Origin of the sequence: Vibrio sp. 10N.239.312.D08, from assembly GCF_041466145.1 — a bacterium.
GTDB lineage: Bacteria > Pseudomonadota > Gammaproteobacteria > Enterobacterales > Vibrionaceae > Vibrio > Vibrio crassostreae_C.
This window is the reverse complement of sequence record NZ_JBFSSD010000034.1, coordinates 1-26,997: the sequence shown is the minus strand read 5'-3', so window position 1 is coordinate 26,997 and position 26,997 is coordinate 1. Positions and strand designations below refer to the sequence as shown.

At 45.4% G+C, this 26,997-nt stretch carries 27 protein-coding genes; 4 read left to right on the top strand and 23 right to left on the bottom strand.

All coding sequences use genetic code 11. The features are described from left to right. Positions 1 to 100: 100 nt before the first annotated feature. The 23 genes from glmU to AB6D58_RS16955 all read right to left on the bottom strand — a co-directional run bounded on the left by glmU (position 101) and on the right by AB6D58_RS16955 (position 20,311). Positions 101 to 1,462, bottom strand: a complete 1,362-nt coding sequence (gene glmU / locus AB6D58_RS17065; protein WP_372157855.1) for a bifunctional UDP-N-acetylglucosamine diphosphorylase/glucosamine-1-phosphate N-acetyltransferase GlmU — start codon at positions 1,460 to 1,462, stop codon at positions 101 to 103. A 182-nt stretch (positions 1,463 to 1,644) separates the two neighbouring features. Then, entirely contained in the window at positions 1,645 to 2,067 is a 423-nt protein-coding gene (locus AB6D58_RS17060) for a F0F1 ATP synthase subunit epsilon (protein ID WP_017069564.1), read from the bottom strand. A gap of 18 nt (positions 2,068 to 2,085) precedes the next feature. Then, positions 2,086 to 3,489 carry a F0F1 ATP synthase subunit beta gene (gene atpD, locus AB6D58_RS17055; RefSeq protein WP_008221380.1) on the bottom strand — a complete coding sequence of 468 codons (1,404 nt, stop codon included), beginning with the start codon at positions 3,487 to 3,489 and terminating at the stop codon, positions 2,086 to 2,088. A 51-nt stretch (positions 3,490 to 3,540) separates the two neighbouring features. After that, positions 3,541 to 4,407 (bottom strand): F0F1 ATP synthase subunit gamma, encoded by an 867-nt coding sequence (gene atpG / locus AB6D58_RS17050; protein ID WP_008221382.1) that lies wholly within the window; start codon positions 4,405 to 4,407, stop codon positions 3,541 to 3,543. A gap of 48 nt (positions 4,408 to 4,455) precedes the next feature. After that, the gene (atpA, locus tag AB6D58_RS17045) at positions 4,456 to 5,997 is read right to left on the bottom strand and encodes a F0F1 ATP synthase subunit alpha (RefSeq protein ID WP_008221384.1); all 1,542 of its coding nucleotides are present in this window, start codon (positions 5,995 to 5,997) and stop codon (positions 4,456 to 4,458) included. A 13-nt stretch (positions 5,998 to 6,010) separates the two neighbouring features. Then, positions 6,011 to 6,544 carry a F0F1 ATP synthase subunit delta gene (atpH, locus tag AB6D58_RS17040; protein ID WP_017058795.1) on the bottom strand — a complete coding sequence of 178 codons (534 nt, stop codon included), beginning with the start codon at positions 6,542 to 6,544 and terminating at the stop codon, positions 6,011 to 6,013. Positions 6,545 to 6,559: 15 nt separating this feature from the next. Beyond that, positions 6,560 to 7,030, bottom strand: coding sequence for a F0F1 ATP synthase subunit B (gene atpF / locus AB6D58_RS17035; RefSeq protein ID WP_032545592.1), 471 nt, complete (start codon positions 7,028 to 7,030; stop codon positions 6,560 to 6,562). 59 nt (positions 7,031 to 7,089) lie between these two features. Then, the gene (gene atpE / locus AB6D58_RS17030; RefSeq protein ID WP_004411110.1) at positions 7,090 to 7,347 is read right to left on the bottom strand and encodes a F0F1 ATP synthase subunit C; all 258 of its coding nucleotides are present in this window, start codon (positions 7,345 to 7,347) and stop codon (positions 7,090 to 7,092) included. A gap of 48 nt (positions 7,348 to 7,395) precedes the next feature. After that, positions 7,396 to 8,193 carry a F0F1 ATP synthase subunit A gene (atpB, locus tag AB6D58_RS17025; protein WP_017058797.1) on the bottom strand — a complete coding sequence of 266 codons (798 nt, stop codon included), beginning with the start codon at positions 8,191 to 8,193 and terminating at the stop codon, positions 7,396 to 7,398. An 8-nt stretch (positions 8,194 to 8,201) separates the two neighbouring features. After that, entirely contained in the window at positions 8,202 to 8,591 is a 390-nt protein-coding gene (locus AB6D58_RS17020) for a F0F1 ATP synthase subunit I (protein WP_017058798.1), read from the bottom strand. A gap of 192 nt (positions 8,592 to 8,783) precedes the next feature. Continuing rightward, positions 8,784 to 9,665, bottom strand: coding sequence for a ParB/RepB/Spo0J family partition protein (locus tag AB6D58_RS17015; RefSeq protein WP_017058799.1), 882 nt, complete (start codon positions 9,663 to 9,665; stop codon positions 8,784 to 8,786). Between the two features lie 23 nt (positions 9,666 to 9,688). Next, the gene (locus AB6D58_RS17010) at positions 9,689 to 10,462 is read right to left on the bottom strand and encodes a ParA family protein (protein ID WP_372157851.1); all 774 of its coding nucleotides are present in this window, start codon (positions 10,460 to 10,462) and stop codon (positions 9,689 to 9,691) included. 14 nt (positions 10,463 to 10,476) lie between these two features. Beyond that, on the bottom strand, positions 10,477 to 11,109 hold the full coding sequence (rsmG, locus tag AB6D58_RS17005; protein ID WP_017058801.1) for a 16S rRNA (guanine(527)-N(7))-methyltransferase RsmG: 633 nt from the start codon (positions 11,107 to 11,109) through the stop codon (positions 10,477 to 10,479). Beyond that, positions 11,109 to 13,004 carry a tRNA uridine-5-carboxymethylaminomethyl(34) synthesis enzyme MnmG gene (mnmG, locus tag AB6D58_RS17000; protein WP_017058802.1) on the bottom strand — a complete coding sequence of 632 codons (1,896 nt, stop codon included), beginning with the start codon at positions 13,002 to 13,004 and terminating at the stop codon, positions 11,109 to 11,111. Before mnmG ends, rsmG begins: the two co-directional genes overlap by 1 nt. A 480-nt stretch (positions 13,005 to 13,484) precedes the next feature. Continuing rightward, positions 13,485 to 13,919, bottom strand: a complete 435-nt coding sequence (gene mioC / locus AB6D58_RS16995) for an FMN-binding protein MioC (protein WP_017058804.1) — start codon at positions 13,917 to 13,919, stop codon at positions 13,485 to 13,487. Positions 13,920 to 13,969: 50 nt separating this feature from the next. Then, positions 13,970 to 15,331: a tRNA uridine-5-carboxymethylaminomethyl(34) synthesis GTPase MnmE gene (gene mnmE, locus AB6D58_RS16990; RefSeq protein WP_029235098.1), complete on the bottom strand. Its 1,362-nt coding sequence runs from the start codon at positions 15,329 to 15,331 to the stop codon at positions 13,970 to 13,972. A 130-nt stretch (positions 15,332 to 15,461) separates the two neighbouring features. Further along, positions 15,462 to 17,084 carry a membrane protein insertase YidC gene (yidC, locus tag AB6D58_RS16985; protein WP_017058806.1) on the bottom strand — a complete coding sequence of 541 codons (1,623 nt, stop codon included), beginning with the start codon at positions 17,082 to 17,084 and terminating at the stop codon, positions 15,462 to 15,464. Positions 17,085 to 17,086: 2 nt separating this feature from the next. Beyond that, the gene (gene yidD, locus AB6D58_RS16980; RefSeq protein ID WP_004735802.1) at positions 17,087 to 17,344 is read right to left on the bottom strand and encodes a membrane protein insertion efficiency factor YidD; all 258 of its coding nucleotides are present in this window, start codon (positions 17,342 to 17,344) and stop codon (positions 17,087 to 17,089) included. After that, positions 17,311 to 17,634: a ribonuclease P protein component gene (gene rnpA / locus AB6D58_RS16975; RefSeq protein WP_017055478.1), complete on the bottom strand. Its 324-nt coding sequence runs from the start codon at positions 17,632 to 17,634 to the stop codon at positions 17,311 to 17,313. Before rnpA ends, yidD begins: the two co-directional genes overlap by 34 nt. Positions 17,635 to 17,679: 45 nt before the next feature. Next, positions 17,680 to 17,814 (bottom strand): 50S ribosomal protein L34, encoded by a 135-nt coding sequence (rpmH, locus tag AB6D58_RS16970; RefSeq protein ID WP_004735800.1) that lies wholly within the window; start codon positions 17,812 to 17,814, stop codon positions 17,680 to 17,682. 206 nt (positions 17,815 to 18,020) lie between these two features. Beyond that, positions 18,021 to 18,758: an amino acid ABC transporter ATP-binding protein gene (locus tag AB6D58_RS16965; RefSeq protein ID WP_017058807.1), complete on the bottom strand. Its 738-nt coding sequence runs from the start codon at positions 18,756 to 18,758 to the stop codon at positions 18,021 to 18,023. Further along, positions 18,755 to 19,426, bottom strand: a complete 672-nt coding sequence (locus AB6D58_RS16960) for an amino acid ABC transporter permease (protein ID WP_009848134.1) — start codon at positions 19,424 to 19,426, stop codon at positions 18,755 to 18,757. Before AB6D58_RS16960 ends, AB6D58_RS16965 begins: the two co-directional genes overlap by 4 nt. 135 nt (positions 19,427 to 19,561) lie before the next feature. Further along, the gene (locus AB6D58_RS16955; RefSeq protein WP_009848135.1) at positions 19,562 to 20,311 is read right to left on the bottom strand and encodes an amino acid ABC transporter substrate-binding protein; all 750 of its coding nucleotides are present in this window, start codon (positions 20,309 to 20,311) and stop codon (positions 19,562 to 19,564) included. A 311-nt stretch (positions 20,312 to 20,622) separates the two neighbouring features. Here AB6D58_RS16955 and dnaA point away from each other — a divergent pair, with 311 nt between their 5' ends. The 4 genes from dnaA to gyrB all read left to right on the top strand — a co-directional run bounded on the left by dnaA (position 20,623) and on the right by gyrB (position 26,794). Next, positions 20,623 to 22,044, top strand: coding sequence for a chromosomal replication initiator protein DnaA (gene dnaA, locus AB6D58_RS16950; protein WP_017058808.1), 1,422 nt, complete (start codon positions 20,623 to 20,625; stop codon positions 22,042 to 22,044). An 81-nt stretch (positions 22,045 to 22,125) separates the two neighbouring features. Further along, entirely contained in the window at positions 22,126 to 23,226 is a 1,101-nt protein-coding gene (gene dnaN / locus AB6D58_RS16945; protein ID WP_017058809.1) for a DNA polymerase III subunit beta, read from the top strand. A 53-nt stretch (positions 23,227 to 23,279) separates the two neighbouring features. Then, positions 23,280 to 24,359 carry a DNA replication/repair protein RecF gene (gene recF, locus AB6D58_RS16940; protein ID WP_017058810.1) on the top strand — a complete coding sequence of 360 codons (1,080 nt, stop codon included), beginning with the start codon at positions 23,280 to 23,282 and terminating at the stop codon, positions 24,357 to 24,359. 17 nt (positions 24,360 to 24,376) lie between these two features. Next, entirely contained in the window at positions 24,377 to 26,794 is a 2,418-nt protein-coding gene (gyrB, locus tag AB6D58_RS16935) for a DNA topoisomerase (ATP-hydrolyzing) subunit B (protein ID WP_017058811.1), read from the top strand. Positions 26,795 to 26,997: the final 203 nt, after the last annotated feature.

The window sequence follows — 26,997 nt, the reverse complement described above, 5'->3', positions numbered from 1 at the left end:
AGAGCGAGATTACTCGCTCTTTTTTTATATCTAGATAAATAAAAAAAAGCCAGTAGCGGTACTACTGACTTTCATTTAAATCATCTTATTTGTTAAGAGACTACTTTTTCTTAGTCGGACGCTGCCAGTCAGCAATCTTACGTTCTTTAGCTCGGCTGATAACCAGCTCATTTTCCAACACATCACGCGTCACTGTAGAGCCAGCACCAACCGTCGCACCATTACCAATCGTAACAGGCGCTATTAATTGACTATCTGAACCAACAAACACGTCATCACCAATAATGGTCTTAAACTTATTCGCCCCATCGTAGTTACAAGTAATTGCACCCGCACCCACGTTTACGCGCTGACCAATTTCAGCATCCCCAAGATAAGTCAGGTGGTTGGCTTTAGAGCCTTCGCCAAGGCGAGTGTTCTTCACTTCAACAAAGTTACCGACGTGCGAGTTATTACGCATATCGGCACCCGGACGTAGGCGAGTGAATGGACCAACGGTACAGTCTTCCCCCACCGTTGCCCCTTCAATAACGCTGTATGGACGAACGATGGTGTTGTCGTCAATCTCACAGTCTTTCAGTACACATCCCGTACCAATAACCACATTATCACCAATGCTGACACTGCCTTCAATGATAACGTTAGTATCGATCTCGACATCCATACCGCACTGCAGATCACCGCGTAGATCAAAGCGGCTAGGGTCGCGTAGCATCACGCCTTGCTTCAATAGCTTATCGGCTTGCGTAGCTTGGTAAGCGCGCTCTAGGCGAGCCAGTTGCGAACGATCGTTAACGCCTTCCACTTCAATTGGGCTTACTGGGTGTACCGCTTCAACTGCACGACCTTCGTCGTGAGCCGCAGCGATAACGTCAGTCAGGTAATATTCACCCTGTGCGTTGTCGTTGCTTAGACCTGACAACCAGCGCTTCAGATCGCCACCAGTCGCCACCATAACGCCGGTATTGATCTCTTTGATAAGCTTCTGCTCATCCGTTGCATCTTTCTGTTCAACGATAGCCACAACAGGGCCATTACGACGAATAATACGTCCGTAGCCCATCGGGTTGTCTAACACGACAGTAAGTAGCGCGATGCCACCGTTTGGTTGAGCGTCTAATAGGTTTTCAATGGTTTCAGGTGAGATTAGTGGAACATCACCGTAGAGCACCAATACTTTTTCATCATCAGCGAAATGTGCAGATGCTTGATCCACAGCGTGACCTGTGCCGAGCTGTTCAGCTTGCAGTGCCCAGTTTACAGATTCTTCAGCTAAGGTAGCCTTCATCTGATCACCACCGTGGCCGTAAACCAGGTTGATGTTTTGAGCGCCTAGACCATTACATGTATCGATAACATGCTTCACCATTGGCTTACCCGCAAGTGTGTGCAGAACCTTTGGTGTGTTTGAATACATGCGAGTGCCTTTGCCCGCCGCGAGAATTACCGCGCTAAACTTCATTGTAAACCTATCCAACGTTATTTTTATTAAGCCGATATTGTAACCGTTTTTGGGCAAAAAATTAAATCGCAATAACCATTCAACCAGTAGTGATACGTAAAAGAAGCATTTTTGAGAATCTAAAAATGCAAAAAGGCGACCCTTAGGTCGCCTTTATCTCAGAGTCTGTAATCTTAAAAAGATTAACGACGCTGTTTTGTCAGTTCGATAACTCGTAACTGAGCAATGGCTTTAGCCAGTTCACCGGCCGCTTGTGCGAAGTCTATGTCGCCATGCTGATTTTGGATATTCTCCACAGCCTTGCGCTTAGCTTCTTCCGCCTTTGCTGCGTCTAGCTCTTCACCACGGATAGCTGTATCAGCCAGTACAGTTGCTGTACCAGGCTGAACTTCTACCATACCACCAGAAACATAAATGATTTCTTCGTGGCCGTGCTGCTTAACAATACGCACCATGCCAGGCTTTATAGCGGTCAGCAGTGGACAGTGACCATGGAAAATACCAAGTTCACCCTCACTACCGGTCACCTGAAACGTCTCAACAAGACCAGAGAAAAGCTTTTTCTCTGCACTTACTACGTCTAGGTGAAAGGTTATTGCTGCCATATCGCCTCCTAGTTAGCCTTATAGCTTCTTAGCATTCTCAATAGCTTCGTCGATAGTACCGCAGTACATGAACGCTTGCTCTGGAATGTCATCGTATTCACCAGATAGTAGACCTTGGAAGCCACGTAGAGTCTCTTTTAGAGGTACGTAAACACCTGGGTCACCAGTAAATACTTCCGCTACGTGGTAAGGCTGAGTAAGGAACTTCTCAATCTTACGAGCACGAGATACTACTTGCTTATCTTCTTCAGATAGCTCGTCCATACCTAGGATAGCAATGATATCTTTCAGCTCTTTATAGCGCTGAAGTGTAGACTGAACGCCACGAGCGATGTCGTAGTGCTCTTGTCCAACTACCAATGGATCCAGTTGGCGAGATGTAGAATCTAGCGGGTCGATCGCTGGGTATAGACCCATAGCTGCGATGTTACGGTTAAGTACAACCGTTGCATCCAAGTGCGCGAACGTTGTTGCTGGAGACGGGTCAGTCAAGTCATCCGCAGGTACGTATACCGCCTGTACAGACGTGATAGAACCTTGCTTAGTTGACGTGATACGCTCTTGTAGAACACCCATTTCTTCTGCAAGAGTAGGTTGGTAACCTACCGCAGAAGGCATACGGCCTAAAAGTGCTGATACCTCAGTACCTGCAAGCGTGTAACGGTAGATGTTATCTACGAATAGTAGAACGTCACGACCTTCGTCACGGAAACGCTCAGCCATTGTTAGACCAGTCAGTGCAACACGTAGACGGTTACCTGGTGGCTCGTTCATCTGACCGTAAACCATCGCTACTTTAGATTCTTCAGGGTTTTCAACGTTTACAACGCCTGCTTCCTGCATTTCAAAGTAGAAATCGTTACCTTCACGAGTACGCTCACCTACACCTGCAAATACAGATAGGCCAGAGTGTTGAAGTGCGATGTTGTTGATAAGTTCCATCATGTTAACGGTCTTACCTACACCTGCACCACCGAATAGACCGATTTTACCACCCTTAGCGAATGGACAAACCAAGTCGATTACCTTAACACCCGTCTCTAGAAGAGCTGTCTCGTTAGACTGTTCTTCGTAGCTTGGAGCTTCACGGTGAATTGCGTAGTGCTCTTCTGCACCGATTTCACCACACTCATCAATCGCGTCACCTAGAACGTTCATGATACGACCTAAGGTCTTAGTACCTACTGGTACTGAGATTGGAGCGCCAGTATTTTCAACTGTCAAACCACGACGTAAACCATCAGAGCTACCCATTACGATTGCGCGAACTACGCCACCGCCAAGTTGTTGCTGAACTTCAAGAACTAGACGCTCTTTCACTTCATTAACATTCAGAGCATCGTATACACGAGGTACTTCGCCCTGTGGGAACTCTACGTCGACTACCGCACCGATGATCTGTACGATCTTACCTGTAGCCATCGTTAATCCTCTAACTATTTAGTTTTACCTAAGCTTAAAACGAATAAGCGATTAAACCGCTGCTGCGCCTGAAACGATCTCAGAAAGTTCTTGTGTAATAGCCGCTTGACGCGCCTTGTTGTACACAAGCTCTAAATCATCGATTAGGTCGCTAGCGTTGTCGGTTGCAGCTTTCATTGCAATCATTCGAGCCGCTTGCTCACAAGCAAGGTTCTCTACCACACCTTGGTACACTTGAGATTCGACGTAACGAACCAATAGTGCATCTAGTAGTGGTTTTGGCTCAGGCTCATAAATGTAGTCCCAAGCATGATCGCGCTGCATATCTTCGCTATCTGATTTAGGCAAAGGAAGTAATTGATCGATCGTTGGTTCTTGTACCATAGTGTTCTCAAACTTGTTGAACACTACGAACAGGCGATCCAATTCACCTTCATCATATTTCTTTAGCATTACGCTTACAGAGCCGATTAAGTCTTCAAGGCTAGGGCTATCGCCTAGGCCAGAAACTTGAGCTGCTACTTTCGCGCCGCTGTTGTTGAAAAATGCTGTTGCTTTTGAACCGATAATTGCCAGTTCAACGTCAGCACCTTTCTCAGACCAATCTTTCATGTCGTTCATGGCTTTCTTGAACAAGTTAATGTTCAAACCACCACAAAGACCACGGTCTGTAGAAACGATGATGTAACCAACACGTTTGGCTTCACGTTCCTCAAGATAAGGATGCTTATACTCAAGGCTACCGTTAGCCAAATGACCGATCACTTTACGCATTGTTTCTGCATATGGACGAGTAGCTTCCATTGCGTCTTGAGAACGACGCATTTTTGAAGCTGCTACCATTTCCATTGCTTTCGTAATCTTCTGTGTGCTTTTAACACTACCGATTTTATTACGTATCTCTTTTGCGCCGGCCATCGTTACTCTCCGTTAATGGTATGAGGTGACCCGAAGGCCACCCACCAATTACCAGGTCTGGGTTGCTTTGAAATCGTCAACAAGCTTCTTCAGCTCAGCTTCGATATCATTGTTGTAAGCACCCGTTGTGTCGATCTGTGTAGCTAGATCGCCATATTGACCGCGAGCAAACGATAGTAAAGCAGCTTCAAAGTCTAGAAGCTTAGCAAGCTCTACGTCTTGAAGGTAACCACGCTCTGCAGCGAAGATTACAAGTGCTTGGTCAAATACAGACATAGGAGCGTATTGCTTCTGCTTCATTAGCTCTGTAACTTTTTGACCATGGTCTAGCTGCTTCTTAGTCGCTTCATCAAGGTCAGACGAGAACTGTGCGAATGCCGCAAGTTCACGGTACTGTGCTAGAGCTGTACGGATACCGCCAGATAGCTTCTTGATGATTTTAGTCTGCGCTGAACCACCTACACGAGATACTGAGATACCTGGGTCAACAGCTGGACGTACGCCCGCGTTGAATAGCTCAGTTTGTAGGAAGATCTGACCATCGGTAATCGAGATTACGTTCGTCGGTACGAATGCAGATACGTCACCAGCTTGCGTTTCGATGATAGGAAGAGCAGTTAAAGAACCAGTCTTGCCTTTCACTTCACCGTTAGTGAATGTTTCTACGTAGTGTTCGCTTACACGAGCAGCACGCTCTAGTAGACGAGAGTGAAGGTAGAAAACATCACCTGGGAACGCTTCACGACCTGGTGGACGCTTAAGTAGTAGCGAGATCTGACGGTAAGCTACTGCTTGCTTAGATAGATCATCATAAACAATCAGTGCATCTTCACCGCGATCACGGAAGTATTCACCCATCGCACAACCTGCGTATGGCGCTAGGTATTGTAGCGCTGCAGATTCAGAAGCTGATGCAACAACAACGATAGTGTTAGCTAGCGCGCCGTGCTCTTCTAGTTTGCGAACTACGTTAGCGATAGTCGATGCTTTCTGACCGATTGCTACGTAGATAGAGAAAATACCTGAATCTTTTTGGTTAATAATCGCATCGATCGCCATCGCTGTTTTACCAGTTTGACGGTCACCGATTACTAGTTCACGTTGACCACGACCGATTGGGATCATTGAGTCAACAGACTTGTAACCAGTTTGTACAGGTTGATCTACCGATTTACGGTCGATTACACCTGGTGCAATTACTTCTACAGGCGAAGTCAGTTTCGCTTCGATAGGACCTTTGCCATCAATTGGCTCACCTAGTGTGTTTACAACACGACCAAGTAGTTCTGGACCTACTGGCACTTCAAGAATGCGGCCCGTACCTGTAACTTTCATGCCTTCCTGTAGGTCAGCATATGGGCCCATTACAACAGCACCAACCGAATCACGGTTCAAGTTAAGTGCTAGCGCGTAACGGCCACCCGGTAGTTCAATCATTTCACCTTGCATCACGTCCGCTAGGCCGTGAATGCTAAGGATGCCATCGCTTACCGAAACGATAGTACCTTCATTGCGAGCTTCACTAACAACGTCGAAAGATTCAATACGTTGTTTAATTAGATCGCTAATTTCAGTGGAATTAAGTTGCATGCTCCAATCCCCATTAAGACTGCAATGCATCGCTCAGGCGGTCTAAACGACTGCGCGCTGAGTTATCGATGACTAGGTCTCCGGCTCGAATAATAACTCCACTAAGTAGAGTCTCATCTATACTGCAATTCAGCTGAACTTTGCGCGCTAAGCGCTGTTCCAATTTGCTGCTGATCTCTGCGCGTTGTTCTTTAGAAAGTTCAACCGCTGAAGTGACTTCAACGTCGATCTCTTTCTCGTGCTCTTGTTTGAGCAATAAGAACTCTTTGCAAACATCAGGAAAAGCCATTAAGCGGCCATTCTCTGCCATTACTTTTATCAAGTTCTGGCCGAATTCATCAAATTGTTCGCCACAAATTACAATGAATACTTCAGCTAATTTTTCAGCAGTTTGAGAGCTGCTTAAGAAATTGTGAACATCATCATTTTGTGCCACTTCGGCAGCAAAAGTAAGCATCTGACCCCATTGGTCTAGCTCACCTTTCTCTACCGCAAAGTCAAACGCTGCTTTAGCATAGGGGCGTGCGATTGTAGTCAAATCAGACATATACAGCCCCTTGCTTTAAAGTTTTGCAGTAATGTTGTTAAGAAGATCATCGTGTACATCTTTATCGATTGTACGCTCAAGGATTTTCTCAGCACCAGCAATTGCCAGAGTTGCGACTTGTTTGCGCAGGTCATCACGGGCACGTGTGCGCTCAGCTTCAATTTCGGCTTCCGCTTGCGCTAAGATTTTCTGGCGTTCTGCCTGAGCCTCTTCGCGAGCTTCATCAATAATTTGAGCCTTGCGTTTATTTGCCTGTTCAATAACCTCAGTTGCGGTGCGCTTCGCTTCTTTCAATTGGTCAGAAGCGTTGGCTTGTGCTAGATCCAAGTTTTTAGCAGCGCGTTCAGCGGCTACTAGACCGTCAGCAATTTTTTTCTGACGCTCTTCAATTGCTTGCATGATTGGTGGCCATACATATTTCATGCAGAACCAAACAAACATAGAAAAAGCAATTGCTTGACCTAACAGAGTTGCGTTCATATTCACAACAGCTACCCCTCGTTAAGAATCAACTACAAAAATTTAATTAACTAATTAACAGTTAATTAGCCTGCTAGTTGACCAACAAATGGGTTAGCAAACGTGAATAGTAGTGCGATTACGATACCGATCATTGGAACAGCATCCAGTAGACCAGCGATGATGAACATCTTAACTTGTAGCATTGGAGCCATTTCAGGTTGACGCGCAGCGCCTTCTAGGAATTTACCACCAAGAATAGCAAAACCAATTGCAGTACCTACGGCACAAAGACCAACAATAATAGCAACAGCGATTGCTGAAAAACTTAGTACAGTTTCCATTTACGTTCTCCGATTAACATTAATAGTTAGAATAAAACTTAAAAATTTTTAGTGATCGCCATCTTCATGGGCCATTGATAAATAAACAATTGTTAACATCATGAAAACAAATGCTTGAATCAAAATAACCAAGATATGGAAGATAGCCCAAGGTAGAGAGCCTACCCATTGTAAATACCACGGTAGCATTGCCGCACAAAGAATGAATACAACCTCACCTGCGAACATGTTACCGAATAGACGCATACCAAGTGATAGAGGCTTCGCGAGTAGCGATACCACTTCAATCAGTAGGTTAAACGGGATCATGATTGGGTGATTAAATGGATGTAAAGCAAGTTCTTTGGCGAATCCACCTAAGCCTTTTACTTTGATGCTGTAGTAGATCATCAGAGCAAAAACACCTAAGGCCATTGACATGGTTATATTAACATCAGCTGAAGGAACCACTTTCAAATAAGGGATACCTAGCCAATGCTCCGCAGGATATGGTAAGAAATCGATAGGCACTAAGTCCATCAAGTTCATTAAAATAATCCAGCAGAATATAGTCAGTGCTAATGGAGCAATCAGAGGGTTGCGGCCATGGAAAGTGTCTTTAACGTTGCCATCAACGAATTCAACTACCATTTCAACAAAACACTGAAGCTTACCAGGTACACCTACTGTTGCTTTCTTAGCGACTGAGCGAAAAACCCAAAGGAATAACATCCCTGTCAACACCGAAAAAAACAGACTGTCTATATGTACGTTCCAGAAACTTGTCTCCTCTACAAGACCAAACTTAGCTAAAGAAAGGTTTTGTAAGTGGTGCTCAATGTATCCGGATGCTGTTGGCGCAGCCATAACTCATCCTATTTTTTATTGTTAATGAAAAGCACTGGCGCAAAGATATTAATACCTAGAACCAGTAAATAGGTCAGTTTGAGGGGAACTAATTCCACCTGCATATACATGTAGACAATAGAGAATAGTAGAACTGTGATAAGGATTTTTAGCGCTTCGCCTGCATAGAACGACGCCGCAACTAACTTAGTTGCGCGAGCTCCACTAAATAGGAAAGCACACACACAAAAAACTGCATTTGCGATGACAAAAATACCGCCACCGATTAATGCAGCAAAACCCCAATCAGGATTAACAGCTAAACCTAACCCTATCGCCACTAATATAACCGCGCTAAGCTCGATCAATAACATTTGCTTTGCAAGCACTCGTCCTGGTCTTGCTAACGCCGCTACCATGTATTCGTTCCTCTTTTAAGCCTTCTTTACTACTCGCTTAAAAGCGTGCTGAGAAATTGGCGAAAATTATACGTTCAGCCAAATTGATTGCAATAACAATGCAGCAATCATTTACATTTTTGCATACAAACCTACAACTTTTGTACGAAATTACTTGTTTATTACATAATTGACCTAAATCAATTATCTCATTTAGTACTCTAGTTTAGCAATAAGTTGCTCTAATTTGTGAGGCTCATCAAGAGTAATTGTCACTTTTGACTTACCGCTAACAGAACGAGTAACTGAAACGTTTGCTTGCAATTTTTCCGTGAGTCTTCGTGAAAGTTCGATAGCTTCTGTGTCTTCAGGCTTCGATTCACCTTCAACGTCTGGTTTTAAGCACTTTTTGACAAGTTGCTCAGTTTGACGCACGGTCATTTTTTTGGTTGCCGCAGTGTTTGCTGCTTCAACCTGGGTATCACCTTCAAGCGCAAGCAGTGCTCGAGCATGCCCCATTTCCAGTTGTTTATTGGAAACTAAACCTTTTACTTCATTTTCGAGCTGATTTAGACGTAATAAGTTACTCACCGTAGCTCTCGATTTACCGATTACATCAGCGACTTGTTGGTGTGTCAGCTCAAATTCGTTCTGTAGTCGCTCTAGCGCTTGTGCTTCTTCGATAACATTCAGATCTTCACGCTGAATATTCTCAATCAACGCCATCGCGATAGCGGCTTTGTCTTCGACTCTCTTGACCAAACATGGCACTTGTTTAAGGCCAGCTTGACGAGCCGCTCTCCAACGACGTTCACCAGCAATAATCTCGAACTGGTCGTGCGCCAATGGGCGAACTACGATCGGTTGGATAATGCCTTGAGATTGAATTGATGCTGCCAGCTCTTCTAGCGCTTCAGGCGCAATATCCTTACGCGGTTGATATACACCAGGCTTCAAGCAACCAACAGCCAGTTCAATAAGCTCACCATCAGCCGACAACGCCTGACTATGAGAAGCAACTTGCTGTTTTTCACGAGCCAATGAGCTAGTTGCAAGCAATGCATCTAGCCCTTTTCCTAAACCACGCTTAGACATTGAGCGAATTCCTTTGGTTGGACCTATACTGGGACTTCTTCACGACGCAACATTTCGCCAGCAAGAGCAAGGTAAGCCTTAGCTCCTGCGGAATATTTGTCGTAGTACATTGCTGGCTTGCCGTGACTCGGGGCTTCTGCCAGACGCACATTTCTAGGGATCACAGTTCGGTAAACTTTGCTACCGAAGTGTTTTTTGAGTTGATCAGAGACTTCATTCGATAAGCGGTTACGAGGATCATACATTGTACGAAGAAGACCTTCGATCTTCAGATTCTCGTTTACTACCGCAGCGAGCTTACTGATGGTATCCATCAACGCAGTCAAACCTTCCAAAGCAAAATATTCACATTGCATAGGAACCAATACGGAATCGGCCGCAGCCATCGCGTTGATTGTAAGAAGGTTCAATGAAGGGGGGCAATCAATAAAGATGAAATCATAGTTGTCGCGAATGGATTCGAGTGCGTTTTTTAAACGAACTTCACGAGCAAATACTTCCATTAACTTGATTTCTGCCGCAGTCACATCACCGTTTGCGGCGATGAGGTCATAATTGCCAGATGCACTTCGGCAAACTACCTCATCAAATGGGGTGTCTTCAACCAGCAAATCGTAAGCAGTTGCTTCAACTTGATACTTATCGACACCGCTCGCCATAGTGGCATTACCTTGAGGATCGAGGTCAACAACCAATATCTTGCGTTTTGTTGCCGCCATTGATGCTGCTAAATTAATGCAAGTTGTTGTTTTTCCTACGCCACCCTTCTGGTTGGCAATTGCTACGATTCTACCCACTATGGCCTCGCTGATTATCCCTGACGCGATAAAGTAACTAGATGACGCTCTCCATCAAGCTCTGGCACTTGCAAAGCTTTAATGTCTGTCACTGAACACCATTCAGGTAACAGGTCGATTTCGTCTCTAGGATGTTGTCCCTTAAGAGCCAAAAATACACCGGATTGCTCTTTAGGTAAATGGTGACACCACTCTACCATGTCTGTCATTGACGCAAATGCACGACTGAGCACTGCATCAAACTTTTCTTCTGGTTGAAATTCTTCAACGCGACTTTGAACCGGTACCACGTTGTCGATACCCAGCTCATGAATCACCTGTTTGATAAAACGAATACGCTTACCTAGGCTGTCTAGCAAGTAAAACTCGCAGTCTGGATTCATGATTGAGAGCGGAATCCCAGGAAGACCAGGTCCCGTACCCACATCGATAAAGCGCTTACCTTGTAAGTGAGTGCTAACAATGATGCTATCTAAGATATGTTTCACCATCATTTCTTGTGGGTCACGAACTGATGTTAGGTTATAAGCTTTGTTCCACTTGTTCAGTAACTCAACGTAGCCAACCAACTGGCCACGTTGCTTTTCAGATACTTCAAGTTCAGTCTGGCCAATAAGGTGATCCAGTTTTTCGCGTAATGCGCTCATTATGCTTCCTCACCTTTTTTCAACAGGCCGTGTTTTTTCAAGTAAACCAACAGAATTGAGATTGCTGCAGGTGTGATACCTGAAATTCGCGAAGCAATACCAATTGAGTCAGGCTTAGCTGTCGTTAGTTTAAGAACCACTTCGTTAGAAAGTCCTTTTACCTTGCTGTAATCGATATCAGCAGGCAGTTTGGTGTTTTCATGACGCAGTGATTTTTCAATTTCGTCTTGTTGACGCTGAATGTAACCATCGTACTTCACTTGGATCTCAACTTGCTCAGACGCTTGTTGATCTTCCAGTGCAGGACCAAAACGATCCAATGCGGTTAACTGTGAATAAGTCATTTCAGGGCGACGAAGAAGATCTTCACCGCTCGCTTCACGAGACATTGGTGTTTTCAGAATTTGGTTCAGTTGATCAATATCTTCAGATTTTGGATTAATCCAAGTCTCTTTCAGACGTTGACGCTCCTTCTCCATGTTTTCCATCTTCTCGTTGAAACGAGCCCAACGAGCGTCATCAACAAGGCCAAGTTCACGCGACTTTTCAGTCAAGCGGATATCGGCGTTGTCTTCACGAAGCAGCAGACGGTATTCCGCGCGAGACGTAAACATGCGGTAAGGTTCTTTGGTACCCATGGTAGATAGGTCGTCGATAAGCACGCCCATGTAAGCTTGGTCACGACGTGGACTCCAGCCTTCTTTGCCTTGAGTAAACAAACTTGCATTCAGACCGGCCATCAAGCCTTGTGCAGCCGCTTCTTCATAGCCAGTGGTACCGTTGATTTGACCCGCAAAGAATAGACCTTTGATAAACTTAGTTTCGTAAGTCAGCTTAAGGTCGCGAGGATCAAAGAAATCGTACTCAATCGCATAGCCAGGGCGAACGATATGAGCATTTTCAAAGCCCTTCATCGAACGAACAATTTGAACCTGTACATCAAACGGCAGACTGGTAGAGATACCATTCGGGTATAGCTCGTGAGTCGTTAGACCTTCTGGCTCAATAAAAATTTGGTGACTATTCTTGTCAGCAAAACGCATTACTTTGTCTTCAATCGAAGGGCAGTAACGAGGGCCAATGCCTTCAATCACACCCGCGTACATAGGGCTGCGATCAAGGTTGGCACGAATTACGTCATGCGTATTTTCATTGGTATGCGTGATGTAACATGGAATTTGACGAGGTTGTTGAGCTCGGCTGCCCATGAACGAGAAAACAGGCGTCGGGTTATCACCGTGCTGCACCTCAAGCTCAGAAAAATCAACGCTACGCGCATCGATACGAGGAGGAGTACCTGTTTTCAGGCGATCAACTCGGAATGGAAGATCACGAAGACGGTCAGCCAGTGCGATCGATGGTGGATCACCAGCACGGCCACCTGAAGAACTTTCCATACCAATATGGATCTTGCCGCCTAGGAATGTGCCCACAGTCAGAACCACAGCGCTTGCGCGGAACTTAAGGCCCATCTGCGTTACCACACCTACCACTTGATCCTGTTCAACGATCAAGTCATCAACCGACTGTTGGAACAAAGTCAGGTTTGGCGTGTTTTCAAGAACGTTACGAACAAAGGCTTTGTACAGTGCGCGGTCAGCTTGTGCACGAGTAGCACGAACCGCAGGGCCTTTTGATGCGTTCAATGTTCTGAACTGAATACCTGCATGATCAATAGCTTGCGCCATTAATCCACCCATTGCATCGACCTCTTTTACCAAGTGGCCCTTACCGATCCCGCCAATGGCTGGGTTACAAGACATTTGTCCTAGTGTATCGATATTATGAGTAAGTAATAACGTACTTTGACCAGTACGTGCAGATGCGAGTGCGGCTTCCGTTCCTGCATGGCCACCACCAACAACGATGACGTCAAATTTTTCGTGATAAAGCATGAACCGACCTCAGGTATTCAAACGTTTTCTAGATTGATAAAAAGGAGCGATATTCTACCTGTTTTCATAGCCTGAGAAAACGTTTTTGGGATTTTTCGAAAAAGCTGTTTTTAATTAATATAGATAAGATCTTTAAGGAGATCTTTTATTAGATCTATTATTAGGATCGAGGGTGTCTGTGGATAAGTCGGAAATGATCAACGAGATCATGGATCTTTTTTGGATCAAATGATGTGATCTAACTTTGATCAGGATGAGGATTAGCTGGGATCAAAATGGCTACTTATTCACAGGAGGAAATTAGCCTAAAACTTGTTATTTGGATAACTATAGGTTAATCACCGTATATGTATGATCTTATCCACAGCAGAAATTGAAAATAGATCGCTAATTTTCGATGTTTTTGAAAAAAGTTATTCACAATCACGATGTTCAGAGACAAAAAAGCGGCATAAGCCGCTTTTTGAGAGAGGAGAGAGGTTAAAACTGGTCGCTATGATCGTTGAACCAAGCTTCTGCTGCGTCTTCTGGTACCGGAGTTTCCAATACATCGATGGTAAAACAGTCAGAAATAGGCTGAGCACCGAGCTCTTTCATCTGGCTGTGGACTGATTTTCCCGCCAAACAGAAGGTATCGTAACTCGAATCACCAAGCGCCACGACAGCAAAGCGAACCGGGCTTAAATCTGGAGATTGCTGGGTCAATGCGTCGATAAACGGCTTAATATTATCTGGAAATTCACCCGCACCATGAGTTGAAGTCACCAGCAACCAAAAGCCTTGTTGGGGAATATCATCGAATTCAGGCTGATTATGAAGGGTGATCTCGTGGCCTTGCTCTTCAAGAAGATCATTAAGGTGATCGCCAACGTACTCTGCACCACCTAAGGTGCTGCCTGTAATAATGTGGATCATTAAGCTGTCCTTACTAAAGAAAAAGGCCAGCATGAGCCGGCCTTTAAAGGTTATTTACCAATACAGAAAGAGGTGAAGATACGGCCGAGTAGGTCATCGGAACTGAATTCACCAGTAATCTCGTTAAGGTGTTGCTGCGTTATACGCAGTTCTTCTGCCAAGATTTCCCCTGCCATATAGCCTTCGAGCTGTTGCTGGCCAATATCTAGATGCTCAGATGCGCGTTCTAGGGCATCTAAGTGGCGACGACGTGCCATGAAGCCACCTTCATTGCCACCAGCAAAGCCCATGCAATCTTTTAAGTGATTACGTAGTGCATCAACGCCTTGTCCCGTCTTTGCTGATAGTCGAATCAGAGTTGGATCATTAACATGGCAAATCCCGAGATCTTCACCGGTTTGATCGGCTTTGTTACGAATCACGGTCATTCCGATGTTATTCGGCAGACGATCAACGAAATCTGGCCAGATATCTTTCGGGTCGGTTGCATCGGTAGTGGTGCCATCGACCATAAATAAAACGCGATCGGCTTGAGCAATTTCTTCCCAAGCGCGTTCAATACCGATTTTTTCGACTTCATCCGAGGCTTCACGCAGGCCTGCGGTATCAATAATGTGCAGTGGCATACCATCAATATGGATATGTTCACGAAGTACATCACGGGTTGTACCTGCAATATCAGTCACAATCGCGGAGTCTTTACCCGATAATGCATTCAGTAAGCTCGACTTACCGGCATTAGGACGACCTGCAATCACCACCTTCATACCTTCACGCATGATGGCACCTTGATTGGCTTCTTGGCGAACCGCTTCGAGGTTGTCGATGATAGCTTGTAAGTCAGCACTTACTTTACCGTCAGCAAGGAAATCAATCTCTTCTTCTGGGAAGTCGATAGCGGCTTCAACATAGATGCGTAAGTGAATCAGAGAGTCCACCAGCGTATTAATGCGTTTCGAGAACTCACCTTGCAACGATTGCAGAGCTGATTTCGCCGCTTCTTCTGAACTGGCATCAATGAGGTCAGCAATCGCTTCTGCTTGGGTTAAATCCATCTTGTCGTTCAAGAAGGCACGCTCCGAGAACTCACCAGGGCGTGCTGCGCGTAGCCCTGGAATCGCGAGGATGCGCTTGATGAGCATATCCATTACCACAGGGCCACCGTGGCCTTGCAGCTCTAATACGTCTTCACCGGTAAACGAGTGCGGGTTAGGAAAGTAAAGCGCGATGCCTTGGTCTAGCTCTAAACCATCGTGAGATTTAAAAGGGGTGTACTCAGCGTAACGTGGTTTCAGTACTTTGCCGGTAACTTCAAGCGCAACTTGGGCTGCTTGTGGGCCTGAAACGCGAATAATACCGACGCCGCCACGGCCGGGTGCAGTCGCTTGAGCAACAATCGTATCTGTAGTCATAGTTGTGCCTGCTAGCATGTGAAAGCCAAAAAGGGGCGCTCACGATTAATCAATTAGCTGAATTGTAATCAGCTAAAAACAAAAAGGCGACCTTTTGGTCGCCTTTCTTTGTCTCTTTCTATTATCGAACTTACTTAGAATGTAAGCCTTTCTTTTCCAGCGCGCGGTAGATAAGCGTTTGCTGAATCAGAGTTACGATGTTCGATACTAGCCAGTATAGAACCAGACCTGAAGGGAAGAACAGGAAGAAGAATGTGAACATAACCGGCATAAAGGTCATGATCTTCTGCTGCATTGGATCCGTTACAGTTGTCGGGCTCATCTTCTGGATTAGGAACATTGAAGCACCCATCAGAAGTGGCAAGATGTAGTATGGGTCTTGTGCTGAAAGGTCAGTAATCCAACCGAAGAACGGTGAGTGACGCAGTTCAACAGACTCCATTAGTGCCCAGTATAGCGAAATGAAGATAGGCATTTGCAGAAGGATAGGTAAACAGCCACCTAGTGGGTTTACTTTCTCTTTCTTGTAAAGCTCCATCATTTCTTGGCTCATGCGTTGACGGTCGTCGCCGATACGCTCACGCATTGCAGTCAGCTTAGGCTGAAGCATACGCATTTTCGCCATAGACGTGTACTGAGCTTTCGTTAGTGGGTACATAGCACCACGAACGATGAAAGTTAGACAGATGATTGCCAGACCCCAGTTCACAACGATGCCTTGAATGAACGAAAGCAGAGTATGAAGTGGTTTAGCAATGAACCATAACCAACCGTAGTCAACTACTAGGTCTAGGTTAGGTGCAACAGCAGCCATTTGGTCTTGAAGTTTAGGACCAACCCAAAGCGTTGCTTTGAAGTTTGCTTCGTCGCCAGTAGCGATGGTTTTGTTCGGCATGCGAACACCGATGTCGCCAAGGTTACCAATTACACGAGTGTAAAGGTTGCTGCCTGCTTCGTCGCGTGGGATCCATGCACTTGCAAAGTAGTGCTGAATCATCGCTGCCCAACCTTGACCGTTTGCTAGGTTAAGAGACAGGTTGCGATCTTGCATGTCGTCGAAGCTGTATTTTTTGTAACGCGTATCTTCCGTAGAGTAAGCACCACCACGGTAAGTTGGCATTGTTAGGCTACCGCCGTCATCCATTACGTTCTGACGCAGGTGAGCGTACATGCCGAATGTCGCGTTGTTACCAGAGTTGTTGACTACATCGTATTCAACATCCATTGCGTAGCTGCCACGCTTAAGGATGAATGTTTTCGTGTAATCAAGGCCGTTCGCTTGGTAAGTCATCGGGATGCGTAGTTCATCCTGACCATCAGCAAGCGTGAAGCTGTCTGCTGAAACTGTGTAGCTTGGGCGGTTTGTGCTGCTTAAATCGATACCTTGAGGACCCACTAGACCGCTTTGTGCGATAAATTGGTGACCTGGTTCGTTTTTAAGAAGAACAAACGTATCTTCAGAATCGAACTCAGCAGAGTAATCGTTTAGGTTTGCTTTAACGACATCACCACCAACCGTATCAATTGACAGAGTCAGTACATCAGTTGTTACTGTGATAGTTTTAGCAGAAGAAGCAACTTGACCAGGAGCCGGGTCTAGATCATCTGCATAAGATGGCGCTGGTAGGGTGCTGCCAGATTGTGCCTGCTCAACCGCTTGTGGTGCTGGATTCTGAGCTACGTTCCATTGTTGGAACAGTAGGAAAGAAACCAAAGCCAATGCGATTAACAGGATATTACGTTGAGAATCCATCGTTATTTATCTCTGTCTTGTTTTTGGACTGGTGGAACGGGGTCAAAGCCCCCTTCGTTCAAAGGATGGCATTTTAATAGACGTTTGCCTGATAACCAACACCCTTTTACAAAACCGTGAGCTTTCAACGCTTCTATCGCATATAAAGAGCAGGTTGGAGTAAATCGGCAGCGTGGGCCGATGAGTGGACTAATAAACCATCTATAAAAATAGATGGGTATTAGCGCTATCCACGCGAAGGGCGAGACAGGCGAAGCCATAATTTGTCGAGTAGCTTGAACATTTCTTCATTGCTTAAATCTTGCGCGCTCTTCTTAGCGATTACAACAAAATCTTTGTTAGGAAGTTTGTGTTGAGTGTTACGAAAGCTTTCACGAGTAAGACGCTTGAATCGGTTACGACCCACGGCGGTTTTAATCTGCTTTTTCGGAACGGCTAATCCAAGACGAGGATTTGAAAGAGAGTTATTTCGGGCAATGATGGTGAAATGAGGGGAGCCAGCTCGATGAGCTTGCTTGAAGACATTTTGATAATGTTCGGGAGTTAACAAGCGTAACTCCCGACCGAAGGCTAGCTTATTCAAAATAATCAAAGATTACTTAGAAAGACGCTTACGGCCTTTTGCACGACGTGCATTGATTGTTGCGCGACCGTTCTTAGTAGCCATGCGAGCACGGAAACCGTGAGTACGCTTACGCTTTAGAACTGTAGGTTGAAAAGTGCGTTTCATTGTAATTACCTTACTGATCAGTAGTTTTAGGTTTTTGTTAAACCCGGCGTGGGCATTTTTTCTCTTCTTTATATAAGAAAGGAAAACCGACGCCTCTCAACAAAGAGGCGGAATTGTAATCACTGTCACAAAAAGTGTCAATGATTGGGTTAACTAAAATTCCGGTCGGGGGATTATACGTAGAATAACTAAAATCACAAGGATCCTTAGTCGATCCCAACCTTATTTAAGAATTTTTTTAATTTAGGATCCTGTGGATTACCAAAAATATCCTGTGGAGATCCCTGCTCGATAATATGACCGTCAGCCATGAAGATCACTCGGTCTGCGACCTCTCTCGCGAACTGCATTTCATGGGTAACCACCAGCATGGTTTGATGCTGATTTGCCAGTTTTTTCATTAGGTTAAGCACTTCGCCAACCCACTCAGGATCGAGCGCTGAAGTCGGCTCATCAAACAGTAAAAGCTCGGGTTGTAGTGCCATTGCACGGCCAATACCCACCCGTTGTTGCTGGCCACCAGAGAGCGCGGCTGGGTAGCTATCACCTTTGTCACCTAAGCCAATATCATCAAGTATTTGTTGTGCTTTTTCATGGGCTTGCTGTTTTTTCCAACCACGAACGGTAATTAAACCTTCAGCAATATTCTGTCTCGCGGTTTGGTGAGCGAACAGTGCATAGTTTTGGAACACAAAACCGGTCTTACGACGCAGTGCAAGCACCTCTGCCTTAGTGTGTTTCTGAGTATCAACCTTGATATCATCAATCGAAATCGTGCCTTGATCGGCTTGCTCTAGAAAATTCACACAACGCAGTAGGGTAGATTTACCCGTACCACTTGAACCTATGATGACAATTATCTCACCTTGTTTGATTTCTAGGTCGATCCCTTTCAAAACTTCGGTGTCACCAAACTGCTTGTGGATATTTTGTAATTTGATCATCGTACATACGCCTTATTCAGTTTCACTTCGGCCCAAATTTGAATACGAGTGAGGATAACCACCACGCCCCAGTAAATCAGTGCGACTGCTAAGAAAGCCTCGAAGAAGCGGAAACTTGAAGAAGCCTCCATCTGAGCTTTAGCCATGATTTCGGCGACACCTAGGGTGAAGGCAAGTGAAGTCGACTTGATCATATCGATGAAGTAGTTCATCAACGACGGCAGTGCCACGCGAGTTGCTTGCGGTAAGATCACTCGGCGCATCGCTTGGCTGGTTGTCATACCGACCGAAAGGCTGGCTTCCATCTGGCTGCGATCAATACCGATAATCGCGGCACGAATACTTTCTGCCATATACGCGGCAAAGTGCAGGGTTAAGCCAATCACAGCGGCGCTGAAGGCATCCAACCCAACCATCCACGGGAAGACTTGTGGTAAGCCGTAATAAAGGAGGAACAGCTGCACCAACAGTGGTGTGCCTCGGAAGAAGCTAATGTACAGCTGGCTCAGTTGGTCGAGCACTGGGATTTTGAATACACGAATATTCGCCAGTATCAGAGACAGGATCAGAGCAAAGAACAAGCCCCAGGTCGCCATCTCCATCGTGGTGCCTAAATACTTCAGTAGTATTGGCAACAGCTCTAGCATGTAATTAAAGTCAAATCCCATAATCTATCTCGTATTTTTATTGGCAGTGTTGTTCTATATGTAAGTACTGTTGTATCAGGTTTTTTAATCAGTGCACAAAAGCAAAAAGCCCACCGCTGTATAAAGCAGTGGGCCTTGAATGGAGAAAGTGAGTAATTACTTCTGAGTAATGTCCGCACCAAACCATTTCTGAGAGATACTTTCTAGCGTACCATCTGCGCGCATTGCTGCTAATGCTTCATTTACTTCTGCTTGCAGTTTTTTGCCGTTATCGTTGTCGACGAAAGGCCAAGCGTTTTCAATTGTTTCGAATGGCTGACCTGCTAGTTGTAATGGTAGACCAGTCTTCTTGATAAGCTCTAGTGCTGATAGGCGATCCATTACGAATGCATCGGCACGACCCAGTGCCACGTCATGTTCAATACCTGTATCGTAGGTTTTTACATTGATCTTGCCATCTTTGTCGTAGCTGCGAAGCAGTTGTTCAAAGTTTGAGCCTAGGTTTACCGCAACCGTCTTGCCATCAAGGTCTTCGATGCCTTTAATGCTGTCATTACCTTTACGAACGGTAATTTGTGCGCCGTCTACTACGTATGGGTCTGCGAATAGGTATTTCGCTTTACGTGCATCCGTCATTGTAATTTGGTTTGAAATGGTATCGATGCGACCCGTTTCAAGAAGACCAAACAGACCAGAGAAGTTTGCCGTTACGTATTCAACCTTGTAATCGTTACGCTTACCGATCTCATCCCATAAATCCACTTCAAAACCCTGTAGCTGGTCTTGTTTAACGAACGTAAACGGGAAATAGCGACCAGACATGCCGACTTTAACTTCAGTCGCAGCTTGAACAGTAGCAGCAGAGAGTGCGATAGCCGCAATTGCAGCCTTAATCCAGTTATTCATTTGGTAACTCCTTATATTTATGGGTTTGGATGTTACTGGGAAAATGCTCACTAGAATAAATAACCAGATGTTATTAACCATAACCAGATTGAATTCCCGATTTGGGGATAACTAGCAAGGATCCGGGCATAAGTGGATCATTGTGTGAGTAAATTAGGGGCAAGATGTGTGGATCCACCGATAAATTACAAATTTATTGTGAATAACTTGGATCTTATTCACTGGATCTGTGATCAATTGCTGGTGATCTGACTTATCAACAGGTAAAATTAGCGGTCATTTCATATTACTTTAAATAGAGTGAGGGCACCGTGTCATCTTCGCTTTGGTTGCAGTGTTTGCAACAGCTTCAAGAAGAGTTACCAGCTACAGAATTCAGTATGTGGGTTCGTCCGTTACAAGCGGAACTCAATGACAATACTCTAACTCTATTTGCACCGAACCGTTTCGTACTCGATTGGGTTCGTGATAAGTATCTAAATAGCATTAACCGTCTGCTGCAAGAATATTGCGGTAACGATATCCCACATCTTCATTTTGAAGTGGGAAGCAAGCGTGTGATTGCACCAAAGCCTGCGACACCGACACCAACTCAGACTCGCACTGCAGCTGATGTGGCCGCTGAGTCATCAGCACCTGCGCAATTACAAGCTCGCAAACCTGTCCATAATATCTGGCGTGATGAAGAGCCTGTCGCGGTTGACTTGAATCACCGCTCAAACGTGAACCCAAAACATAAGTTCAATAACTTTGTTGAAGGTAAGTCGAACCAACTCGGTTTGGCTGCGGCACGTCAGGTTTCTGATAACCCAGGTACAGCCTACAACCCGTTGTTCCTATACGGCGGCACTGGTTTAGGTAAAACGCACTTGTTGCATGCGGTGGGTAACGCCATTGTTGATAATAAGCCGAATGCGAAAGTGGTTTACATGCACTCAGAGCGTTTTGTTCAGGATATGGTAAAGGCTCTGCAAAACAACGCGATCGAAGAATTTAAGCGCTACTACCGTAGTGTTGATGCATTGCTTATCGATGACATCCAATTCTTTGCTAATAAAGAGCGTTCTCAAGAAGAGTTCTTCCATACCTTTAACGCGCTGCTTGAAGGCAATCAACAGATCATCCTAACGTCTGACCGTTATCCAAAAGAGATCAACGGGGTAGAAGATCGTCTTAAATCTCGTTTCGGCTGGGGTTTGACGGTAGCGATTGAGCCACCAGAGCTTGAGACACGTGTTGCGATCTTGATGAAGAAAGCCGAAGACCACCAAATTCACCTTGCGGATGAAGTGGCGTTCTTTATTGCCAAGCGTCTACGCTCTAACGTTCGTGAACTGGAAGGCGCATTGAACCGTGTTATTGCGAATGCAAACTTCACTGGCCGCCCGATCACGATCGACTTCGTGCGTGAAGCACTGCGTGACCTACTTGCACTGCAAGAAAAACTGGTCACTATTGATAACATTCAAAAGACAGTAGCCGAGTACTACAAAATCAAAGTCGCTGATCTATTGTCTAAGCGTCGTTCTCGTTCTGTTGCTCGTCCACGTCAATTGGCGATGGCACTGGCGAAAGAGCTAACAAACCACAGCTTGCCTGAGATTGGCGATGCATTCGGTGGTCGTGACCACACGACGGTACTGCATGCTTGTCGTAAGATTGCTCAGCTGCGTGAAGAGAGCCACGACATTAAAGAAGATTATTCGAACTTGATTCGTACCCTTTCTTCTTAATACACAGTATTCTTAACCTTAATAAGCAGAATCTTGGCCACGTACTATTACGCAGTGCCATTTAGACCGTAAGAGCAAGATATGAAATTTACCATTGAACGTAGTCACCTGATTAAGCCATTACAACAAGTATCTGGCGCACTCGGTGGCAGGCCAACGCTTCCAATTCTAGGAAACCTACTGATTAAAGTAGAAGATAACGTGTTGTCGATGACAGCGACGGATCTAGAAGTTGAACTGATCAGCCGTGTAACGCTTGAAGGTGATTTCGAAGCGGGTAGCATTACCGTACCTTCACGTAAATTCCTAGATATCTGCCGTGGATTGCCAGATAACTCAGTGATCACGGTGGTATTGGATGGTGACCGTATTCAGGTTCGCTCTGGTCGTAGCCGCTTCTCTTTAGCAACATTACCTGCGGCAGATTTTCCAAATATTGAAGACTGGAGCAGTGAAGTTGAAGTGTCAGTGACACAAGCTGAACTTCGCGGTCTTATCGAGAAAACACAATTCTCAATGGCGAACCAAGATGTTCGTTACTACCTCAACGGTATGTTGTTTGAGATTGAAGGCTCTATCCTGCGCAGCGTAGCGACCGATGGTCACCGTATGGCAGTATCTCAAGCACAACTGGGTGCGGATTTTGCTCAGAAGCAGATCATTGTTCCTCGTAAAGGTGTTCAAGAGTTAGTGAAGCTATTGGATGCACCTGAACAGCCAGTAACACTGCAAATTGGTAACTCTAACGTGCGAGCTGAAGTGAACAACTATGTCTTCACTTCTAAGCTGGTTGATGGTCGTTTCCCTGATTATCGCCGCGTAATGCCGCAAAATACCACCAAGACACTTGAAGCTGGCTGTGATGAATTACGTTCAGCATTTTCTCGTGCTGCGATTCTATCGAATGAAAAATTCCGTGGTGTTCGCGTTAACCTTGCGGATAGCGAGATGCGCATTACCGCGAACAACCCAGAGCAAGAAGAAGCAGAAGAAGTACTCGATGTTAACTTCGACGGTGACGCGCTAGAGATTGGCTTCAACGTAAGCTACGTATTGGATGTTCTGAACACACTGCGTTGTGAACAGGTTCGCATCTCAATGTCAGACGCCAATGCGAGTGCTCTTATCGAGAACGCACAAGATGACAGCGCGATGTACGTTGTTATGCCAATTCGCTTATAAGCAGCCCTATGTTGACCTACCGAGTCGTGATTGAAGATTAATATGAAGACGTTATGCCTTTATCGCGCTTAATCGTTAAGCAGTTTAGAAATATTGAAGCCTGTGACATTCAACCGTCATCAGGCTTTAACTTTCTTATAGGGGCTAACGGAAGCGGCAAAACCAGTGTCCTTGAAGCGGTGTATCTGCTCGGACATGGTCGCTCATTCAAGAGTTCACTTACCGGTCGTATCATACAAAACGAGTGTAGTGAGCTGTTTGTACATGGCCGTTTTATGACCTCGGATCAATTTGAGCTGCCAATTGGCATTAATAAGCAGCGCGATGGCACGACAGAGGTTAAAATAAGCGGTCAAACTGGGCAAAAGTTGGCTCAGTTAGCTCAAGTCTTACCTTTGCAGTTGATTCACCCTGAAGGGTTTGATTTACTAACCGATGGACCTAAGCATCGCCGAGCATTCATTGATTGGGGAGTCTTCCACAGTGAGTCGGGCTTTTATGATGCGTGGGGCAGGGTAAAGCGCCTCAATAAGCAGCGAAACGCCTTATTGAAAACGGCAACGCACTATCGAGAGCTGAGCTATTGGGACCAAGAATTGGCCCGTTTAGCAGAAAGCATCAGTCAGTGGCGTGCCACCTACGTTGATCAGCTCAAAGAAGTCGCCGAAGAAATCTGTGCGACCTTCCTTCCTGAGTTTGAGATAAAGATTAACTACTATCGTGGCTGGGACAAAGACACCCCGTACGCCGATATATTAGAAAAGAATTTTGAAAGGGATCAGCAGCTTGGTTACACCTTTAGTGGGCCAAACAAAGCGGATCTGAAGATAAAAGTGAACGGCACTCCAGTGGAAGATGTCTTGTCACGAGGTCAATTGAAGTTGATGGTGTGCGCGCTACGAGTAGCACAAGGGCAACACCTCACTCAAATGACAGGTAAGCAGTGCATCTATTTGATAGATGACTTCGCTTCCGAATTAGATAGCCAACGCCGAGCACGTCTTGCTGAGTGTTTAAAGGCGACCCAGGCTCAAGTTTTTGTAAGCTCTATTACCGCTGATCAGATTGCAGATATGCATGACGAAAATAGCAGGATGTTTCATGTGGAACATGGCAAAATAGAGCAAGGATAATTAGTCAGAGAGTAACTATGTCAGATAATTACGATTCATCGAGTATTAAAGTACTGAAGGGTCTGGATGCGGTACGTAAGCGTCCTGGAATGTACATTGGCGACACGGATGATGGTACCGGTCTGCACCACATGGTTTTTGAGGTGGTAGATAACTCTATTGATGAAGCGCTAGCTGGTCACTGTAATGACATCATTGTAACTATCCATGAAGATAGTTCTGTGTCTGTGAGCGATGACGGCCGTGGTATTCCAACAGAATTGCACCCAGAAGAAAACGTATCTGCAGCCGAAGTAATCATGACGGTTCTTCACGCTGGTGGTAAGTTCGATGATAACTCGTACAAGGTATCTGGTGGTCTGCACGGTGTTGGTGTTTCAGTAGTTAACGCACTTTCTAAGCAAGTTACTCTTACTATCCACCGCGGTGGCAAAATCCACACTCAAACCTACAGCCACGGTGAGCCTCAAGCGCCACTAGCGGTTATCGGTGACACGGATAAAACAGGTACAGAGATTCGTTTCTGGCCGAGTGAAGAAACCTTCACTAACATCGAGTTCCATTACGACATTTTAGCTAAGCGTCTACGTGAGCTATCATTCTTGAACTCAGGTGTATCAATTAAGCTAATTGACGAGCGCGAAGAAGACAAAATGGATCACTTCGAATACGAAGGCGGTATCCAAGCGTTTGTTGAACACCTTAATACTAACAAAACGCCAATCATCCAAAAAATCTTCCACTTTAACTCTGAGCGCGAAGACGGTATTACCGTTGAAGTTGCGATGCAGTGGAATGACGGCTACCAAGAAAACATCTACTGTTTCACCAACAACATCCCTCAACGCGATGGTGGTGCTCACTTAGCAGGTTTCCGTGCGGCGCTAACGCGTACTCTGAACAGCTTCATGGACAAGGAAGGCTTCTCTAAGAAAGCGAAGACTGCGACCTCTGGTGATGATGCTCGTGAAGGTCTGACGGCGATTGTTTCTGTTAAAGTGCCTGATCCTAAGTTCTCAAGCCAAACTAAAGATAAGCTGGTTTCTTCAGAAGTGAAGTCTGCCGTTGAATCTACAATGGGTGAGAAGTTGTCTGAGTTCCTTATTGAGAACCCAGGTGAAGCGAAAACAGTTTGTTCTAAAATTATTGATGCAGCACGTGCTCGTGATGCAGCGCGTAAAGCTCGTGAAATGACTCGTCGTAAAGGCGCATTAGATTTAGCGGGTCTTCCTGGTAAGCTTGCTGACTGTCAGGAAAAAGATCCTGCACTGTCTGAACTATATATTGTGGAAGGAGACTCTGCTGGCGGTTCAGCTAAGCAGGGGCGTAACCGTAAGAACCAAGCAATCCTACCGCTGAAAGGTAAAATCCTTAACGTAGAGAAAGCACGTTTCGATAAAATGCTGTCTTCTCAAGAAGTAGCAACGCTAATCACCGCTCTTGGTTGTGGTATTGGTCGTGACGAATACAACCCAGATAAACTGCGTTACCACAACATCATCATCATGACCGATGCCGATGTCGATGGTTCTCACATCCGTACCCTGCTACTGACGTTCTTCTACCGTCAAATGCCAGAGCTGATTGAACGTGGCTACATCTACATTGCTCAACCGCCACTTTACAAAGTGAAGAAAGGTAAGCAAGAGCAGTACATTAAAGATGAAGATGCGATGAACCAGTATCAAGTATCTTTGGCTTTAGACAACGCAGAACTGCACGTAAACCCTGAAGCGCCAGCATTTGCAGGTGAAGGTTTAGAGAAGCTTGTTCAGCAATACAATGCAGGCATCAAGCTTGTTGATCGTATGAGCCGCCGTTACCCACGCGCATTGGTTCACGAACTGATTTACGTTCCTCGTCTAACGGCCGAGCAGTGTCATGATGACGCGGCAGTTGAAGCTTGGGGTAAGCAGCTTGTTGAACAGCTAAACGCGAAAGAAGTAGGTGCAAGCCAATACAGCCTTGAAGTTGAAAAACACGAAGAGCTAGGCTTAAGCGTTCCTAAGATTGTGGTTCGTACTCATGGTGTGACTCATGAACACCTACTAAGCATCGATCTTATTAACTCTAAAGAGTTTGGTAAGCTAGCGGATCTTTCTGAAGCTCTTGATGGCTTGATTGAAGAAGGCGCTTACATTAAGCGTGGTGAGCGTACTCAAGAAGTTTCTAGCTTCGTTGATGCTCTGAACTGGTTAGTGAAAGAGTCTCGTCGTGGTCTAAGCCTACAGCGATACAAAGGTCTAGGTGAGATGAACCCTGATCAACTTTGGGAAACCACGATGGATCCTGAAACTCGCCGTATGATGCAAGTAACAATTGAAGACGCTGTTGGTGCTGATTTGTTGTTTACGACGCTAATGGGTGACCAAGTTGAACCTCGTCGTAACTTCATCGAAGAGAATGCACTGAAAGTAGCAAACCTAGACGTTTAGTCTCTTTGATACTTCGCTCTTTGGCTTAATTTCTGTGTCAGAGGTGCTCACATACATTCGTATGCTCCGCGCCCCTTCCTTGAACTAAAGCCAAATAGCTTCGTCTCAAAAAACTAAAATCATTTTAAAGCACTATCCTTTGGATGGTGCTTTTTTATGGTGCGCCGAGCATGGCGTTGATCTAGGAGGTGAAAGTCCTCTAC